Annotated in this window: 16 protein-coding genes and 1 riboswitch; of the genes, 12 read left to right on the top strand and 4 right to left on the bottom strand. The window is 43.3% G+C overall.

Going from position 1 to position 15,908, the window contains the following annotated elements; translation table 11 throughout:
* Positions 1-67 precede the first annotated feature (67 nt).
* The 4 genes from AB1I49_RS08110 to AB1I49_RS08095 all read left to right on the top strand — a co-directional run bounded on the left by AB1I49_RS08110 (position 68) and on the right by AB1I49_RS08095 (position 3,698).
* Entirely contained in the window at positions 68-1,297 is a 1,230-nt protein-coding gene (locus AB1I49_RS08110) for a deoxyguanosinetriphosphate triphosphohydrolase family protein (protein ID WP_407720660.1), read from the top strand.
* Between the two features lie 546 nt (positions 1,298-1,843).
* Positions 1,844-3,058 (top strand): MalY/PatB family protein, encoded by a 1,215-nt coding sequence (locus tag AB1I49_RS08105; RefSeq protein ID WP_407720659.1) that lies wholly within the window; start codon positions 1,844-1,846, stop codon positions 3,056-3,058.
* Positions 3,055-3,312: a GIY-YIG nuclease family protein gene (locus AB1I49_RS08100; protein ID WP_407720658.1), complete on the top strand. Its 258-nt coding sequence runs from the start codon at positions 3,055-3,057 to the stop codon at positions 3,310-3,312. Before AB1I49_RS08105 ends, AB1I49_RS08100 begins: the two co-directional genes overlap by 4 nt.
* Complete coding sequence (locus AB1I49_RS08095) at positions 3,309-3,698, top strand: rhodanese-like domain-containing protein (protein ID WP_407720657.1); 390 nt, start codon at positions 3,309-3,311, stop codon at positions 3,696-3,698. The genes AB1I49_RS08100 and AB1I49_RS08095 overlap by 4 nt, the downstream gene beginning before the upstream one ends.
* Before the next feature lie 24 nt (positions 3,699-3,722).
* On the opposite strand, the gene AB1I49_RS08090 is transcribed toward AB1I49_RS08095, so the two are convergent.
* Positions 3,723-4,244, bottom strand: a complete 522-nt coding sequence (locus AB1I49_RS08090; protein ID WP_407720655.1) for a TetR/AcrR family transcriptional regulator C-terminal domain-containing protein — start codon at positions 4,242-4,244, stop codon at positions 3,723-3,725.
* A 124-nt stretch (positions 4,245-4,368) separates the two neighbouring features.
* On the opposite strand from AB1I49_RS08090, the gene AB1I49_RS08085 reads away from it, so the two are divergent.
* Genes AB1I49_RS08085 through AB1I49_RS08075 form a run of 3 tightly spaced genes read left to right on the top strand, consistent with a single transcriptional unit; the run spans position 4,369 to position 6,748 of the window.
* Positions 4,369-5,319 (top strand): NAD(P)H-dependent flavin oxidoreductase, encoded by a 951-nt coding sequence (locus AB1I49_RS08085; protein ID WP_407720654.1) that lies wholly within the window; start codon positions 4,369-4,371, stop codon positions 5,317-5,319.
* A 12-nt stretch (positions 5,320-5,331) separates the two neighbouring features.
* Positions 5,332-5,856 (top strand): nitroreductase family protein, encoded by a 525-nt coding sequence (locus AB1I49_RS08080; RefSeq protein ID WP_407720653.1) that lies wholly within the window; start codon positions 5,332-5,334, stop codon positions 5,854-5,856.
* 10 nt (positions 5,857-5,866) lie between these two features.
* Positions 5,867-6,748, top strand: a complete 882-nt coding sequence (locus AB1I49_RS08075) for a radical SAM protein (RefSeq protein WP_407720652.1) — start codon at positions 5,867-5,869, stop codon at positions 6,746-6,748.
* Positions 6,749-7,181: 433 nt separating this feature from the next.
* On the opposite strand, the gene AB1I49_RS08070 is transcribed toward AB1I49_RS08075, so the two are convergent.
* Complete coding sequence (locus tag AB1I49_RS08070; RefSeq protein WP_407720651.1) at positions 7,182-8,327, bottom strand: IS5 family transposase; 1,146 nt, start codon at positions 8,325-8,327, stop codon at positions 7,182-7,184.
* Positions 8,328-8,542: 215 nt separating this feature from the next.
* Here AB1I49_RS08070 and AB1I49_RS08065 point away from each other — a divergent pair, with 215 nt between their 5' ends.
* The gene (locus AB1I49_RS08065; protein ID WP_407720650.1) at positions 8,543-10,483 is read left to right on the top strand and encodes a GIY-YIG nuclease family protein; all 1,941 of its coding nucleotides are present in this window, start codon (positions 8,543-8,545) and stop codon (positions 10,481-10,483) included.
* Between the two features lie 45 nt (positions 10,484-10,528).
* Here AB1I49_RS08065 and AB1I49_RS08060 read toward each other — a convergent pair whose 3' ends face one another.
* On the bottom strand, positions 10,529-12,661 hold the full coding sequence (locus AB1I49_RS08060; protein ID WP_407720649.1) for a leucine-rich repeat domain-containing protein: 2,133 nt from the start codon (positions 12,659-12,661) through the stop codon (positions 10,529-10,531).
* Between the two features lie 435 nt (positions 12,662-13,096).
* On the opposite strand from AB1I49_RS08060, the gene AB1I49_RS08055 reads away from it, so the two are divergent.
* Complete coding sequence (locus tag AB1I49_RS08055; protein ID WP_407721662.1) at positions 13,097-13,357, top strand: TnpV protein; 261 nt, start codon at positions 13,097-13,099, stop codon at positions 13,355-13,357.
* A 38-nt stretch (positions 13,358-13,395) separates the two neighbouring features.
* On the opposite strand, the gene AB1I49_RS08050 is transcribed toward AB1I49_RS08055, so the two are convergent.
* Positions 13,396-13,935, bottom strand: a complete 540-nt coding sequence (locus tag AB1I49_RS08050) for an aminotransferase class I/II-fold pyridoxal phosphate-dependent enzyme (protein WP_407721661.1) — start codon at positions 13,933-13,935, stop codon at positions 13,396-13,398.
* Between the two features lie 165 nt (positions 13,936-14,100).
* A riboswitch (TPP riboswitch) is annotated at positions 14,101-14,206 on the top strand.
* A gap of 75 nt (positions 14,207-14,281) precedes the next feature.
* On the opposite strand from AB1I49_RS08050, the gene thiS reads away from it, so the two are divergent.
* Genes thiS through AB1I49_RS08035 form a run of 3 tightly spaced genes read left to right on the top strand, consistent with a single transcriptional unit; the run spans position 14,282 to position 15,902 of the window.
* Positions 14,282-14,476, top strand: a complete 195-nt coding sequence (gene thiS, locus AB1I49_RS08045) for a sulfur carrier protein ThiS (protein WP_407720648.1) — start codon at positions 14,282-14,284, stop codon at positions 14,474-14,476.
* Complete coding sequence (gene thiF / locus AB1I49_RS08040; protein ID WP_407720647.1) at positions 14,469-15,113, top strand: thiamine biosynthesis protein ThiF; 645 nt, start codon at positions 14,469-14,471, stop codon at positions 15,111-15,113. The genes thiS and thiF overlap by 8 nt, the downstream gene beginning before the upstream one ends.
* A gap of 18 nt (positions 15,114-15,131) precedes the next feature.
* Positions 15,132-15,902, top strand: coding sequence for a thiazole synthase (locus AB1I49_RS08035; RefSeq protein ID WP_407720646.1), 771 nt, complete (start codon positions 15,132-15,134; stop codon positions 15,900-15,902).
* Positions 15,903-15,908: the final 6 nt, after the last annotated feature.

Below are 15,908 nucleotides of genomic sequence, written 5' to 3'. Positions count from 1 at the left end.
TTATTATAATATGATTTTAAATTTAATTGATAAAGAAAAATTGAATTAAATATCAAGGAGAAGAACTATGGAAGAAAAAAGATTTAATGAAGTATCATCTACGTCAGATAATAACAACTGGGATATTCATATTGCGCGAGAGAAACCGCTTTATAAGCGTGAAAATGATATACGTTCCCCGTATGAACGTGATTATACACGAATCTTACATAGTCTTGCGTACAGACGATTAAAGCATAAAACACAGGTGTTTTTTAATATAGATAACGATCACATTTGTACTCGAATGGAGCATGTACAGCATGTAGAATCAGTCAGCTGTACAATTGCGAAACATCTTGGGCTAAACGTAGATCTTACAAAAGCTATTGCAACAGGGCACGATCTCGGACATGCTCCCTTTGGACACGAAGGAGAAGTAGAATTAACAAAAATCAGAGAAGAAAATGGGTTAGATAAGTTTTGGCATGAACGAAATGGTTTGAGAGTAGTAGATAAGTTAGAACTATTGGAAAATGAAAAAAGAAATTATTGCAATCTTGATTTAACTTATGCAGTACGTGATGGAATTATTTCTCATTGCGGTGAAGTGGATGAAAACGGAATTAAGCCAAGAAAATCAGCAATTGATTTAAACACATTTAGTACTTCGGGAGAATATCAACCTTTTACGTGGGAAGGATGTGTTGTGAAAATTTCAGATAAAATCGCATACCTCGGTAGAGATATTGAAGATGCCGTTAGATTACACTTTTTAACACGGCAAGATCTGTTTGAACTTGGAAGAATATCAAAAAAATATGGTCAAAAAGCAATTAACACCACTGTTATAATGCATAATTTTATTATCAGCATTTGCGAGAACAGTTCACCTGAAAGTGGTATTCGACTTGGTGATGAATACAATGATTTACTTAATGAGATTAAAGCGTATAACTATGATAAGATATATCGCAACAAAAAATTTGATGTATACCGTAATTATGTAAAATCGTTAATACGATCAATTTATATGGTTTTGATTGAAGCATATGATACGCAAAACACTATTACTTCATTATTAAAACTTAAGAAAGTTTATCCAAAACTAATTAATGATTTTATAGATTATCTGGATAAATACGTTTACTTAGATTTATTGGGCGAACACCCAGGGAAATATAAAAGATATAATAACGATAAAATCTATGGTAGCCTTGAAACAAAAATAATATATCTTCAGGCTATTATTGACTTTATTGCTGGAATGACTGATCGATATGCTATTGAGGTATATAACGAACTGCTAAAATATTAGTTACCAAAATAGTATTGATATAATTGAAAATTAGCAATCATAATAATCTGTAAAAAAACTATTTATGCAAAATTATTTAAGATTATATAATCTGAAGTAAAGTGGGGGGATTTGAAAAGTAAAAGAAAGGGTTAAAACATTTACTTTTAGCAAAATATCAAACCATGCGGATGGGAAAAACCATGTATAAATAGAATGATTCAAAATTTGCGACGCTGTAAACAAAGATAACGCAAAACTCCGCAGCACCGGGATAGGTGTTGCGGAGAGTATTTTTTGTGAGTGTTATGCGGTTTTATCGGCAGTTACACGCATTTTTCGCTCGTACACTATAACCAATAGAATCCGCCTGTGTCGTGGTTTCCCAAAAGAGTAAGAAACGTACTCGATATGGAGAATTAATGCGGCAAAGGCGCTTCTTTGCAGTTTACAAAAGTCTGGGCTTGATGTATTATTAAATAAGATAAAAAGGAATTTATGAGGGATAATAAATGAGTTTTTTCGCTCTTGGCGGGGCGAAGAATAATAGAAAGTGAGATACCGGTTATGACATATGATTTTGAAACGATTATGGATCGTCGAGGTAAAGACGCGCTTGCGGTTGACGCTATCGGCGCAGGCGTAGATTGGGCTGTTGTTCCCACAAAGCCGAAAAACGGCTTTACGGTGATTCCTATGTGGGTAGCGGATATGAATTTCGCGACCGTGCCGACTATCCCGCATGAGATCATCAAAAGAGCCGAACATCCTGCTTACGGTTACTATCTGCCGACAGATGAATACTTCGATTCAATCATCCGCTGGCATAAGGAACGCAACGGCGTGACCGGTTTAGCAAGGGAGAATGTCGGCTATGAGAACGGTGTGCTCGGCTGCGTCAGTACTGCGATCAAGACATTTACCGCACCGGGCGAAAAGATTCTGCTCCACAGCCCGACCTATATAGGATTTACTCATGTCTTGGAAAACACGGGCAGAGTCGCTGAGCTCAGTCCTTTGAAGAAAGATGAAAACGGCATATGGCGAATGGATTACGAGGATATGGACAGACGAATCAAAGAGAATCACATACACCTCGCTGTCCTTTGCAGTCCGCACAATCCCTGCGGCAGAGTTTGGACGAGGGAAGAACTCGAACAGGCGATGGCTATTTTCAGGGAGAATCAGTGTATCGTTATCTCCGATGAGATTTGGTCTGATATACTTTTGAACGGCAACAAACATATCCCGACGCAAAGCATTTCCGAGGACGCAAAGAACAGAACGATTGCCGTTTACGCTCCGAGCAAGACCTTTAACCTCGCCGGATTGATCGGCAGTTATCATATCATTTACAATAACTATCTCAAGGACAGAATGAAACGGGAATCGGACGCGACTCATTATAATTCAATGAACGTTCTCTCCATGCACGCCCTGATCGGCGCATACAAGGACGAAGGGCATCAGTGGGTGGACGAGCTCTGCGAGGTGCTGTCAAAGAATATCAATTATGCTTATGATTTGATACAAAACGAATTTGAGGGCATAGAGGTATCGAAACCCGAAGGCACATATATGCTGTTCCTGCACTGCGAGGATTATTGTAAAAAACACGATCTCACGATTGATGAATTGATTCAGAGAGGTTGGGATGTAGGTGTAGCGTGGCAGCAGGGTGCGCCGTTCCATGATGAATGGGGTATAAGAATGAACCTCGCCGTTCCGTATTCACTTGTAACGGAAGCGTTCGGTAGACTGAAAAGATTTGTTTTTGTATGAGTAATTACACCTATATTCTCAAATGTGTCGATGACACGCTTTACTGTGGATGGACTAATGATCTTGAAAAGCGTCTTGCTGCCCACAATGCCGGCACAGCTGCAAAATACACGCGGACGCGGCGGCCTGTTGCATTGGTTTACTACGAAGAATTTGAAACCAAACAGGAAGCGATGAGCCGGGAATTTCACATCAAGAGGCTGTCCCGGCTTGAAAAACTTGAATTAATAAACAGTTCGGAGAAAAAGAGATGAAAAGATTAGCAATCGTATTTTTTGTGATCATTGTTCTGCTGTCAGGCTGTGCACAGCCGTCAGGCAGTTCTGCAGTTTCCTACAAGCAGATCACGCAGGAGGAAGCCAAAGAGATGATGACAAAGGATGACGGTCATATCATCGTTGACGTGCGCCGTCAAGATGAGTATGACGAGGGGCATATTCCCGGCGCGGTGCTCATTCCCAACGAGAGTATCACGGATAAGCAGCCGGAGGAACTGCCCAATCTTAACCAAATTATTTTGGTTTACTGCCGCAGCGGACGCAGGAGCAAAGAGGCTTCTCAAAAGCTCGCGAATATCGGATATACCAATGTATATGAATTTGGCGGCACAAATACATGGACGGGTGAGATTGTAAAATAAAGATCAATACGATCAAATATTGATTCAGAGAAATACTTCGTATAATTCTTTCGGCATAGAATTGAACATCATTTCGACCACGACCTCGGCAGAGGTGGTATTGTCATATAACAGCCACTCCTTTGTCATACCCACAGAACCGTAGCAGTAGTGGCGAATACTGAATTTGAGCTGTGTATCGAGCACTTCGGTACGCAGCTTTTCTTTTGCGATCTTTTCATAGCGCTGCACAAAATATTCAAGCATATAGCTCCACAGCGCGTTTTGCGATGAATCCTCATACGCGCGCTTGTAGAACAAAAAATCCTGTTTCATCTGCTTCATACTCTCGGCAGCTGACTCGATAGAAACAATATTGGTCTTATTTGCCGACTGAAAGAATATCCACGCCACCAGATCATACTTGTCCTTGAAATGATAGTAAAAGGTAGGACGTTCTATCTCCGCCGCCTTGCAAATTTCTGTCACGCGGATCTTGTCGATCGGTTTCTGCTTCATTAATTCTTTCATTTTGTCCGCTATCCACAGCTTTGTGATTTCAGCCATAACAACCTCTTTTCTTACAAAAATATAGTTTTGTAAAATAACTTATCATAATTATATTTCTGTAAGTGGAAATTGTCAATATTTTCGGGTAAAATAAAGACAACAAATTGAAAGGATTGATTTTATGAACCGTGTATGTGAAATCTTAAACATTAAATATCCCGTTATCCAGGGACCTATGGCGTGGATCACCTCGTCCGAGCTTGTCGCAGCTGTATCGAACGCAGGCGGTCTGGGCGTTTTGGGAACAAGCGCCGACTCTACCGAGATCGTCCGCGGAATCCAAGAGAGTGTTGAGGAAATGCGCAAGGCGATCCGCAACACCAAGTCGCTGACCGACAAGCCCTTCGGAATCAACGTATTCCCCGAAGCAGGCGATCCTTACGGCTTCAGCAAGGCGATGATCGAACTGGCGAAGGAAGAAGGCGTGATGATCCTTGTCGTCGCCGGAAATGTATCTCCCGATGAGATCAGGCAGTGGAAAGCGGACGGCTTCACCGTGATCATGCGCGAGGCGAATCCCTCTGTCAGAGGTGCGATCGAAGCCGAAAAAGCAGGCGCGGATATCATTGTCGCTACAGGCTGTGACGAGGGCGGTTGTATGCCTTCTCTCTCGACAGGTACAACTGTCGCAACCGCGCTGCTCAGCGAATATGTCAGCATTCCCGTGCTTGCCGCAGGCGGTATCGTCAATGAGAAGATGGCAAAAGCCGCTCAGGTCGTCGGAGCAGAGGGCGTATTTGTCGGCACACGTTTTATTCTTTCCGAGGAATGCCGTGCAGCGGATAAAACCAAGCAGGATATTTTGAACACGCATCCCGATGATTTTCTTGTATTCACGCAGAGCGATGGTTTTTCAAAGTGGAGAACCGTGCCGAACAAAATCGGCAGAGAGGGCATTGAAGCGAACAAAAACGGCGACTTTGATCCGCCTTCCGGCAGCTTCTTCTACGATATGCTCAAGGGCGATCCCGACGCGGGAGTCAACACCGTTTGCAGTGTAGCGAGCCTTATCAAGTCGATCGACCCGTGTGAGAAGATCGTAAAGGAATTAGGTAGTATTTTTGTAGAGTAAGAAGGTTTTGAAATGAGCTTTTTTGAATTGGCAAGAGATAGATATTCCGAGCGCAACTTTGACAGCAGACCGGTTGAGCAGGAAAAGATCGATAAGATTTTGGAAGCCGGAAGAATCGTGCCGACAGCCTGCAACTACCAGCCGCAGCGGTTCTATGTGCTTAAAAGTGAGCAGGCGCTTGCGACCGCAAAAACGGTCACGCCATTCACCTATAAAGCGCCGCTGATGATATTGGTTTGCTATGATATAAATACCGTCTGGACAAATTCGCAAGATAGCTATTATCATAACTATAATTCCGGTGAGCAGGATGCGTCTATTGCGGCTGCAACGATGATGTACGAGGCAGAGGAGCTCGGCGTTCATTCTATCTGGATTCGCGGTTTTGACTCCAAAGCAGTTGTCGACACCTTTCATCTGCCGGAGAATATCATCCCTGTGATGTTTCTTGGACTCGGCTATCCGAATGAAAAGTCCAAGGCGCATGCGTGGCATTACCGCAACAAGCCCATAGAAGAAATGGCTGTAGAGCTGTAAGGAGGACGTTATGCATTTTACAGGAACCGTTTATCGCAATCCGTATTGGCCGACTTTTCCGCTTTTGGAGATCACGCAGGGCTGCACGCACAACAAATGCAAGTTCTGCACGATGTACCGCGACGTTCCTTTCAGGATGTCCCCTATTGAACATATCGAGGAGGACTTGCAGGAGATCGCGGCTATTAAGCCAGACGCATCGACAATTCAGTTATTGAGCGCAAATCCGCTTGCACTTTCATTTGACAAATTAGAGCCGATACTTGTGATGATAAACAAGTATCTTCCCAAGATGGAATATATCTACGCCGCGACCCGCGTTACCGATATTCGCAACAAGACCGTTGAAGAATTGAAGAAAATGCGCGAGCTGGGTGTGAAAGAAATTTCCCTCGGCGTGGAGAGCGGCGATGATTGGACGCTTGACCGCATAAACAAGGGTTATCACGCCTCAGACATCATTGAGCAATGCAACAAACTGCATGAGGCAGGCATCGACTTTTGGATGACCTTTCTCAACGGAACGGCAGGCAGAGAACACAGCCGCGATCACGCCATCAACTCGGCAATCATTTTCAGTCAGTGCAAGCCCATGCTCGTCGGCACAGGCGGCTTGGCCTTATTTCCCGGAACGCCGCTGCTTGAAGAAGCGCAGCGCGGAGAATTTACGCCGCTTTCCGAAAAGGAAATGCTGGAAGAGCTACTGCTGTTTGTTGAAAATTTGACCTGTGATTGCACCTTCATCACCCACCATACCGTGTCGGGCAAGAACCTGACTGGTCCGGATTTTCTACAGCGAAAGGATCAGATCGTCGCGGCGCTGAGAAACGAGATCGAGCACGGCAATATGGATATGCTCGCCGCGATCAGAAGGAGCAAGAGGTCGTTATGATAGAAAAGAATATAAAAGTAAAAAAGCATTTCCTGATTTCGAGCAAATAGAGATAATTGTAAGTGTTGAATCAATATTTGTGACGCTGTAATCAAAGATAACGCAAAACTCCGCAGCACCTAAGATGGTGTTGCGGAGGATATTTTTATGTGAATAATACAAGGTTTTATCGCAAAAAACACACCGAAAATGTGATGCTATATTGATGATGTACCGGACGAAAACGGTGGAATTTAAAGCATTTCATGCGATATTTTGGTGGAAAAACGGTAGAAAAAGCCCTGTAAATATGAATGCAAACGCAATAGAAAAACGGCTTAAACGCAGTGTTTAAGCCGTTTTTTGAATGGCAGGGGCAGAAGGAACGCTGTCACTGGTAAGGTAAATCAAACCGATTGCAATTGAATAATCATCATGGATTGTTTTTGATACATTATACAACTATTTTCCGGAGAACATACAGGAAAGTATGACTAAAGCAATTATCCCAAAGATTGTAATATTGCCTTAATCTTTTCCAAGCTGACTTTTTCGGTACGTAAGCGTCAAAGGATAATCTCTCTAACCGTGCGAATCCGTTTTCATCAATGCTCATATCCAACTTTGCACCGAATTCTACCGGAGCTTTTGCTTTGCCGCGCACGATGGGTCGGATATACGGCTGAGAAATACTGACGATGCGGTCTTTGACGCTGTGAACATTGTTGTCATACATATACTTTTGCTGTTCATACAGCTCTTTGATGACCGTTAACCGCTTGGCTTGCTTTTCGGTAAGAACTACTCCGTTGGCTAATACAAACATATCGATATAACCGAGGTCTCGACGAATATACTGAAACTGCTGCTTGATTGCCTTGCGGATCTTTTTCTTGGTACGCTTTTTGCATTTCGCCAAATTCAGATAATCTTTTCTCGCGTTTTTGCGATACATCCTTGGCTTGTAAAAATTGTAGGTATAGCAGATATCGTCTGTGATGGATTCAAGATTTTCTCTTGCCTCGTTCAGCAGATTGATGTCCTGCGGGTAAGAGATGTTCTGAGGAGCACAGGTAGCGTCAAGAATCAATGTGCCTTTGTTGTCTGCTTCGGAGTTCTCATTCTCTTTGCTTTCAGCATCCTCGCCGCCATCGAAGTGACTGTTGTTATCCGAATTATCGTCTTCATTGTTTTCAGGCAGATTGAATTGAATCATCATTTCGTTGATATCTTCAAGGATGTCATCTGTCAGACGTTTGCGAAACTCTACCAAAAGTGACGGCGCAAAAGGCGCTTCATAAGAATATCCCGGAAGTCCGATAAAGTATTGGTAGTAGGCATTCTCCTTGATTTGCTCGACAAGCTCACGGTCGGAATAATCATATTTCTTCTGGATCATCAGCGACCCGAGAGCTGTTTGTAAAGGTTTTGCCGGCATACCGGTCTCGCTCGGAAACAGCGCGGCATATTTTATCTCGATGTCGTACCACGGTATACTCGCAGCCTTCTTTACCCAGCGGTTCTCAGGATCCATCTGCATCCCTGCGGGCTGATTGAAATCTGTAAAACTCATTTGTTGATTTCTATGGAACTTATACATACTGTCCTCTAACTTAAGTGCAAGCTTTTTTATTGCTCTTGATTATTTTCTTGCACTTATTATAGCACATTTCGATGAAAAATGCACTGTTTATCGAGAATTATACTGATTGCTTGTTTTGAAGGCAGTGACTAGTTATGGAGAATATTCCTAAATGTTGACTTTCCAAAACCCCCATGATATAATTCTTTAAGAACTATTTAGGGAGGCTCGCCATGAAAATACTTGTAGAAAATATCGAAGTGGAGAAATACGCGAAACAAAGCAGCGGCGTTTATGCTATCGTGCAACCGAAGAAAAAGAAGGTCTATGTCGGACTGGCTTTGGATTTTTATCACCGATGGCTTTCGCACATCAACAGCATTGCCTCCAGAGAAAAAAAGGGCAGCAACTATAATCTTGTCGATGAACGCGAAAAAGAATTCACAATTCTGCGCGTGTGGTATCCCGAAACCAACCTTGACGAAAACGAAAACCAACACGATATCCTTCTGGATCATGAAACGCTTGTGATGCACGCTTTCCGCACAATGGGTTATAAGCTTTACAACGGTAATAATAACGGCAAGGATGATTTGGGCGAACAACGCTCACACCTTATTGATACCAATGAATTCAATGAATTACCAAAGGATGAATTGCGAAATAGAACAAAAGACTGTCTGCGGCTTGGCTGTGACAACTTTGAAGAATTGCTGACTAAAGCTGAGGTCGACGTAGAAAACGCTCTCAGAAGAAAATTTGATACTTACAAACTCACAGACGAAAACTGGCGTGCAGTGCTTTCCGACATCATCAAAAAGTATCTGCAAAAGGAACTTAGCATAAAGGATTTGCAGTCATTTGGTCTGGAGAAAATGACGAAAGAACAAATATTTGATATGATTGACTCTGAAAGGATAGTGTACCACAAATTCGGCAACTATCTGGATCAATCTTATCAGACTATTATCAGGACAAAGCAATATGATTTGGCGCACAACCGTATGAAAGATATTGGCGGAATCTGCCCTGAGGAGCCGGACGCGCCTGTATGCTTCTGGTCGGTAAAGAAATTGGGAAAATGGTCTCAGAATTTTTTATCCTACAACAATACAAACAACAATACAAAAAAAGGCAAGCGGTATATGTTGATGCAATATACGCCCTCGCCGAAAAAAGCGAAGCGTAAGCCCGATAAGGTGGATTTGCTGAATCCGCCGCCGAAAAAAGCGGAGCGTGAGCCCGATAAGGTGGATTTGCTGAATCCGCATGACGGAGAATCTATGGAAGAATTCAAGAAAAGACTGCAAAACGGCCGGCTTGATTCTTTCACATGCACACAGCAATATTCCGTTACTCCCGACAAAAATGTTTTTTCCGTGCATTACCCTTATCCTCAGAATATGATTCCTTCCATCAATGAATCGCACAAACTCCAATATATCTTTCTGATATCAAAGCTGTATTATATCGATGCGCATTTTGAGAATATAGACGTCGTTCAGCAATGCTTTGAGTCGACTGTAAAGGATGAGAAAAACCCCGACAAAACAATGGCTAATCAGAGAATGAACGCAGCCATCTGTACCTCTCCGTTTGACAATAAGCGCAAAACGCTGAAGGAGCTTTTAACGCAAGACAGCAAAACAGGCAAAACGCTGTTTTTGGCAGCGGAACTGTCGTATCCCTACATGATATATCTGCCTGCAAATCCGTATCCGCTGCTCAGCCACTATCTGGGTTATTATGACAGCAGCTGCAAAACGCCTCAGTTTGTGGTTGTTGAACCCGGAGGGAAAGCCGCTCCTCAATACTACGTGCTGTGCGGAAAAAAAATCTGGATCAACAACGATGTTACGGATAAAAATGAGGTCAAAGAGCTGATTAAAACCGAAAAGCCCGACGGTCGATTTGAATTGGCGGTTGAGGGTTCGGGCGACGAGCTTACAGAATACATTCATATCTATTTCAATAACGGTGAGCATAAAACCATTGCGCTGAGCAACCGTACACGTCAAAAACAACGTAAAACAGAATATCCATTCGGCGATAAGTATTACTACGCGGTTGTCTTTAATTATTCCAAAGGTAAAATTTTATTCTTATCGAACTATGATAATGAAACAACGTCAAATGAGAATTTTAATTTTTATTTGGACGGACAAATTCTGTAATATACCGCACAAAGCTTTCCCCCGGCTTTAAAGCCGGGGGATTTTTTACATATCTTCTTCCCAATCTTCTTCGTCATCCGCGTAATGCTCGCCGAAGATATCCATGCCTTCTTCATAATACGTGTCGTCAAAGAATTCCGACGTGCTCTGTTCGCTCTGTTCGTCGGTTTCGCCGCCGGAGGATTCCTCCCAATCATCGTCCCAGCCATCAAAGGATTCCGTCTTGCTCTGCTCGCCGGTTTCGCCGCCGGAGGATTCCTCCCAATCATCGTCCCAGCCATCAAAGGATTCCGTCTTGCTCTGTTCGTTCTGTTCGCCGGAGGATTCCTGCCAATCAAAGTGCCAATCTTCCAACTCGTATTCTTCCTCGTCTTCGAGGTCTTCAAGAATTTCAAGAAGCTCAGCGCAAATTTTTTTGGCAGTATAGGACTCGTTATTATTAAAAGCCTGCAACCACATATTCGTTCTTGTAATTTCTTCCGTGTAGCTCCAGTTCTCCGACAGCCTGCAATAATGCTCAAAGAGTTTTTTCAGCATGCCATCATCGCTGTAGCGGCACATCATAGTCAAAAGATCCCGTTCCTGCTCCGGATTTCTGCGCAGCAGCATCAGCCAATCCTCGTCAGGAACCAAAGCAAACGCCTTCTGATATTCTTCTAATTCAGGCGAATGTTTTTCCTCAAAACAGCCCGGCAGCAGGCTGTTCAACACGTCATTCCGAATGGACGATGCAGCCATGGAGCGCACAAACTCCCTTGGTACACATTCGCCCGTGGAATAGTGCAAATCCGACTCGCCGATAAGCGCCGCGTTTTCAAAGCGGTATGCAAGCAGCCAATCCGCTTCATAAGGAGAGATAAGCATGCAGACAAAAGGTACTCCGCCGGATGGCAGGCGGCAATATTTTTCAAACAAATCAACAGCTTGCCCGGCGCCGCACTGAATCGCCTCGCGGCAAAGGCTGTCAATGGCTTCTCCATCATGAAAAGAACTTTCGAAAAAGGAATAGAGCTCCGGGTCAAGTCCGTAGCCATAAAATCGGCAGTTGAAAAAGGACATAAACTCCGCAAGATGAAGCATATCGCCGGGGGTATGGCGGTATTGCGCGCGCATATACGCAATTGAGTTCTTTCTAATATCCAAATACGGGTTGTCGCGGTCTTTTTCTTTAATGATTTCCGCCGCAAGAAAGCGTGCGGTTTTGTCGTTTTGAAACAGCGCAACGGAGGCGAAATCATTTTCATCGGTCATGCCTTTCCAAACCGAATTGCACAACGTCAGTGCCATGATTGCGTCAAACTGCTCCTGCTGCTTCATATAGCCCTTGGGCATATTCATTTTTTCGGGCAAGTCATCAACAATATCATAGATGTCATCATAGCCGTCTTCTACATAATCCATGCTGTTGGAAAACGCATAGCGCGAAATATTACGCACGCTGTCGGGCAGTACAACACGGTTAATCGTTTTTGAGCCGCCGAACGAAAATGCGCCGATGGTCTGCACGCCGTCCGGCACAGCAAAGGTTCTGTTTCCGTATTTTACCCGAGGCGACAGCGCGCGATAATAGGTAACCGGCAAATGTAACGGACAGCCCATAAACGCTCTTGCGTTAACGTGGCAGACGGACGGAGAAAACGGGAAGCTTTTCAGCGATTTGCAGTTAAAAAACGCTTCCCTTTCAATCGTCACAAGCCCTTCGCCGCCATACACCCTTTCAAGCTCCGTGCAATCGGCAAAAGCGCTCGACTCAATGCATGTCACCGTGGAAGGAATATGGATTTCTTTTAGCTTTCTGCAATTTGAAAACGTGCCTGACCGGATTACTTCCAAGCCGTACGGAAGGGTGACGCTTTCAAGCGAAGTGCAGGATTCAAAGGCAAAAAGCCCGATATTTTTCACACGAGCAGGCAAATCCACTTTTAACAGATTGAAGCAGCCCTTGAACGCTTCTGCGCCGATATCCTCAATATCATCGCCCAAAATCACCTGCCTGAGCTGCCGCATATTTGTAAAAGCGTTATTCTCAACGCAGCCGCACCATTCCACTACCGCGCAAACGCAATCCGGGTGTTCAAAGAGCTTGGCATAATCGAGGTCGTTTCTGATAACGATAACATCATCCGGAAGCGGCTCGGGCTTTACTTTGGTATTCATTTTCGATTTAAGTGTTAACATAACAAATTCTCCTTTGAAATAAAGTATTGTCATGTCAAAAAAGCGCTTTGTTTGACTGCCCACATCATACCAAAACAGAGTTGCTCCGCGCAAGAGAAAGAGTGAAAAACTTTTTTTACGGCAAAAAGTTTAGGCAGTTCAACGAAAACCTGATGAGTCTTTGCTTTTCGTTTGGGCACTGGGTCAATAAATTTGAGTTGTTTTTGACTTTCATTAACCTTGTCGCTTATCATATATGATAACAACGTGATGGATAAACACAAACTTTCTTCATACAGAAATGCAAAACTGTAACCGAAAAGTTGAATCATTCACATAGATTGATAATATTTGCATTTGCCTTTTCTGCATATCGCAGCGTTTGATAAGCACCGCCACTCCTATGCGTAACGTAGAAAACGCATAGATCTGAACGGTCAACCATTGCTTTTGGGTATGTGGCATTTGGACTATCTTAAACATCACCGCAAATTCACGTACAACCGACTTCAAACGGAATGTAAACTAAATTTCCATCTTTGCGATATAAATTCTCAAGCAGAGGAAATGTTTGATACACTAATCAAGCAATTAAAAGAGTCCGAAGGCATTACCGAACAACTTAAAGCAGAAAATCAAATGGAGTGGGTTGCTCGGATGAACAACATCCGCAACAGAGCCACAGAAATTATAAACCATAATATAATTTACAATTAACTAAAGGCGGTAGATTTTTTTCTCTACCGCCTTTAGTTCTATATGAACGATAATTCCTTACGTTTTTTTCTTCTAACCCGGTTAATATGCCTTTCGAAGTCACCATTGTTAATTAGATCAGTAAGCACATACTGCATAAAGGTGGGCACCGTACAGGAGTAAAATCCTATTTTATCATCAAAGGTTTTTACAAGATGTTTTGGTAGAACCATATAGCCAATACGCAACGAAGGAGAAATCGTCTTTGAAAAGGTATTAAGATAGATGACATTATCACTATTAGAAAGAGCAAACAGTGTTTCCGTAGGTTTAGTGGATACTGAGAACTCGGATTCAAAATCGTCCTCAATAATATATCTGTTGTCCTTTTCAGACCAACGGATATATTCATGACGTTTGGATGCTGTTGCTGTAACACCGCTGGGGTAGCTACGGAAAGGAGTGGTATGTAATATATCGGCTTTCGATTCAGCAAGGGCTTTGCTGTTAATACCGGAGTTTGTCAGTGGAAGAGACTCGTATGAAATATGCGTCGCTTTATATACCTGTTCAATCTTCTTATAGGAAGGCGACTCGATAGCATAGTGGTGTCAAAGGAAGAACAGGAGATCTGTCGAAAAATTTGTGAATCTGTTGGTGCAACACTTCGCATTCGTCCTTACGAGGGATAATTTCAATTGTTCAAACTTTTTTCACCAAAAAGACTTGTATATTTTTACGAAGTGATGTATAATAAATAAAACGACTAAATAAACGGGAGCTTGTATTACGGGCTGAGAGGAAGGTGTGACCTTCGACCGAGAACCTGATTTGGATAATGCCAACGTAGGGATGCCTGATACAAGGATATTAGGAATAACGAAGTACATTAAGGAAGTTACCAAATCGGTAGCTTCCTTTTTTGTTGTTTTTGGAGGTGTTTTTATGGTAAAGATCAACGGCGAAGAACTGAATATTGCAGGTAAGACAGTAGCGGAATACCTTGCAACTACAAACTACGATCCCAAGCGAATCGCAGTAGAGCGAAACGGAGATATCGTTCCCAAATCGCAGTATGGCGAAACCGTATTGCAGGACGGCGACAGCGTAGAGGTTGTCAGCTTTGTGGGGGGTGGTTAATCTGATCCCAACGAAAGAAGAATGGAATAAAGCTTTAGCCGAGCGACACGGCGAGAAGCTGCAAACGAAGTTCTCATCGGTAACGGTTGCCATTTGCGGTCTTGGCGGTCTCGGCTCTAATGTCGCTATTTCTCTTGCCCGTGCGGGTATTGGAAAACTGATTCTTATTGACTTTGATCGTGTGGATATTACCAATTTGCACCGACAGCAGTATAAAGCGAATCAGCTTGGGATGAACAAGACGGATGCCTTGCGGGATAATCTTTTAGAGATCGCTCCGTATGTTACTCTTGAAACGCATACTATCTGTGTAAAAGAAGAAAATGCCACCCATTTGTTGCAAGGTGCAGATATTATCTGCGAAGCCTTTGATGATGCAGAGTGCAAAGCAATGCTTACCAATCTTGTCCTTGAAGAAATGCCCGACAAATATCTTGTTGCGGCATCGGGTATGGCAGGTTTCGGTAGTGCTAATTCTATCAGGACGAGAAAAATCACAAGCAAGTTTTATCTATGTGGCGACGAGAAAAGTGACGTGCAATCGGGAGGCGGTCTCGTATCTTCCCGTGTAATGCTCTGTGCAGCTCATCAAGCCCATACTGTACTCAGAATCTTAGCAGAACAATTTGAAACTTAATGAAAGAAGGAAACAAAAATGAATAACGATAAACTGATTATTGGCGGACACGAATTTAACTCCCGTTTTATTCTCGGCTCCGGTAAGTATTCGATGAAACTGATTGAAGCAGCAGTGAAGGATGCAGGAGCAGAGATCATCACCCTTGCTGTTCGCCGTGCAAATACCAAGGAGCAGGAAAGTATCCTCGACTACATTCCTGAAGGAATTACTTTGCTTCCTAACACTAGTGGTGCAAGAAATGCAGAAGAAGCTGTTCGTATAGCTCGTCTTGCAAGAGAACTTGGCTGCGGCAATTTCGTAAAAATTGAAATTATGCGTGATTCCAAGTATCTGTTCCCCGATAATCAAGAAACTATCAAGGCGACCGAGATTCTTGCCAAAGAAGGCTTTGTGGTTATGCCTTATATGTATCCCGACTTGAATGTAGCTCGTGACCTTGTAAACGCCGGTGCAGCTTCCGTTATGCCATTGGCTTCTCCTATCGGGTCTAACAAAGGTCTTGCCACAAAAGAATTCATTCAGATTTTGATTGATGAGATCGACCTGCCTATAATTGTAGATGCCGGTATCGGCAGACCTTCTCAGGCTTGCGAAGCAATGGAAATGGGCGCCGCTGCTATTATGGCGAACACCGCTCTTGCAACTGCAGGTGACCTTCCTATGATGGCATCTGCATTCAAGAATGCCATTGAAGCAGGACGTAAAGCTTACCTTGCAGGACTTGGCAGAGTGCTGACACGTGGAGCTTCTGCATCCGATCCGCTAACAGGTTTCCTCAGAGATTAAGGTGAA

The organism is Ruminococcus sp. NATIVEDY160 (assembly GCF_045819885.1).
Taxonomy (GTDB): Bacteria; Bacillota; Clostridia; order Oscillospirales; family Acutalibacteraceae; genus Ruminococcoides.
The sequence above is the reverse complement of the archived record's forward strand: the minus strand, read 5'-3'. Positions and strand labels throughout refer to the sequence as shown.

Coding starts and splice junctions, on each gene's coding strand:
- AB1I49_RS08110 (WP_407720660.1), top strand. CDS start 68: ATGGAAGAAAAAAGATTTAATGAAGTATCATCTACGTCAGATAATAAC.
- AB1I49_RS08105 (WP_407720659.1), top strand. CDS start 1,844: ATGACATATGATTTTGAAACGATTATGGATCGTCGAGGTAAAGACGCG.
- AB1I49_RS08100 (WP_407720658.1), top strand. CDS start 3,055: ATGAGTAATTACACCTATATTCTCAAATGTGTCGATGACACGCTTTAC.
- AB1I49_RS08095 (WP_407720657.1), top strand. CDS start 3,309: ATGAAAAGATTAGCAATCGTATTTTTTGTGATCATTGTTCTGCTGTCA.
- AB1I49_RS08090 (WP_407720655.1), bottom strand. CDS start 4,244: ATGGCTGAAATCACAAAGCTGTGGATAGCGGACAAAATGAAAGAATTA.
- AB1I49_RS08085 (WP_407720654.1), top strand. CDS start 4,369: ATGAACCGTGTATGTGAAATCTTAAACATTAAATATCCCGTTATCCAG.
- AB1I49_RS08080 (WP_407720653.1), top strand. CDS start 5,332: ATGAGCTTTTTTGAATTGGCAAGAGATAGATATTCCGAGCGCAACTTT.
- AB1I49_RS08075 (WP_407720652.1), top strand. CDS start 5,867: ATGCATTTTACAGGAACCGTTTATCGCAATCCGTATTGGCCGACTTTT.
- AB1I49_RS08070 (WP_407720651.1), bottom strand. CDS start 8,327: ATGTATAAGTTCCATAGAAATCAACAAATGAGTTTTACAGATTTCAAT.
- AB1I49_RS08065 (WP_407720650.1), top strand. CDS start 8,543: ATGAAAATACTTGTAGAAAATATCGAAGTGGAGAAATACGCGAAACAA.
- AB1I49_RS08060 (WP_407720649.1), bottom strand. CDS start 12,661: ATGTTAACACTTAAATCGAAAATGAATACCAAAGTAAAGCCCGAGCCG.
- AB1I49_RS08055 (WP_407721662.1), top strand. CDS start 13,097: ATGTGGCATTTGGACTATCTTAAACATCACCGCAAATTCACGTACAAC.
- thiS (WP_407720648.1), top strand. CDS start 14,282: ATGGTAAAGATCAACGGCGAAGAACTGAATATTGCAGGTAAGACAGTA.
- AB1I49_RS08035 (WP_407720646.1), top strand. CDS start 15,132: ATGAATAACGATAAACTGATTATTGGCGGACACGAATTTAACTCCCGT.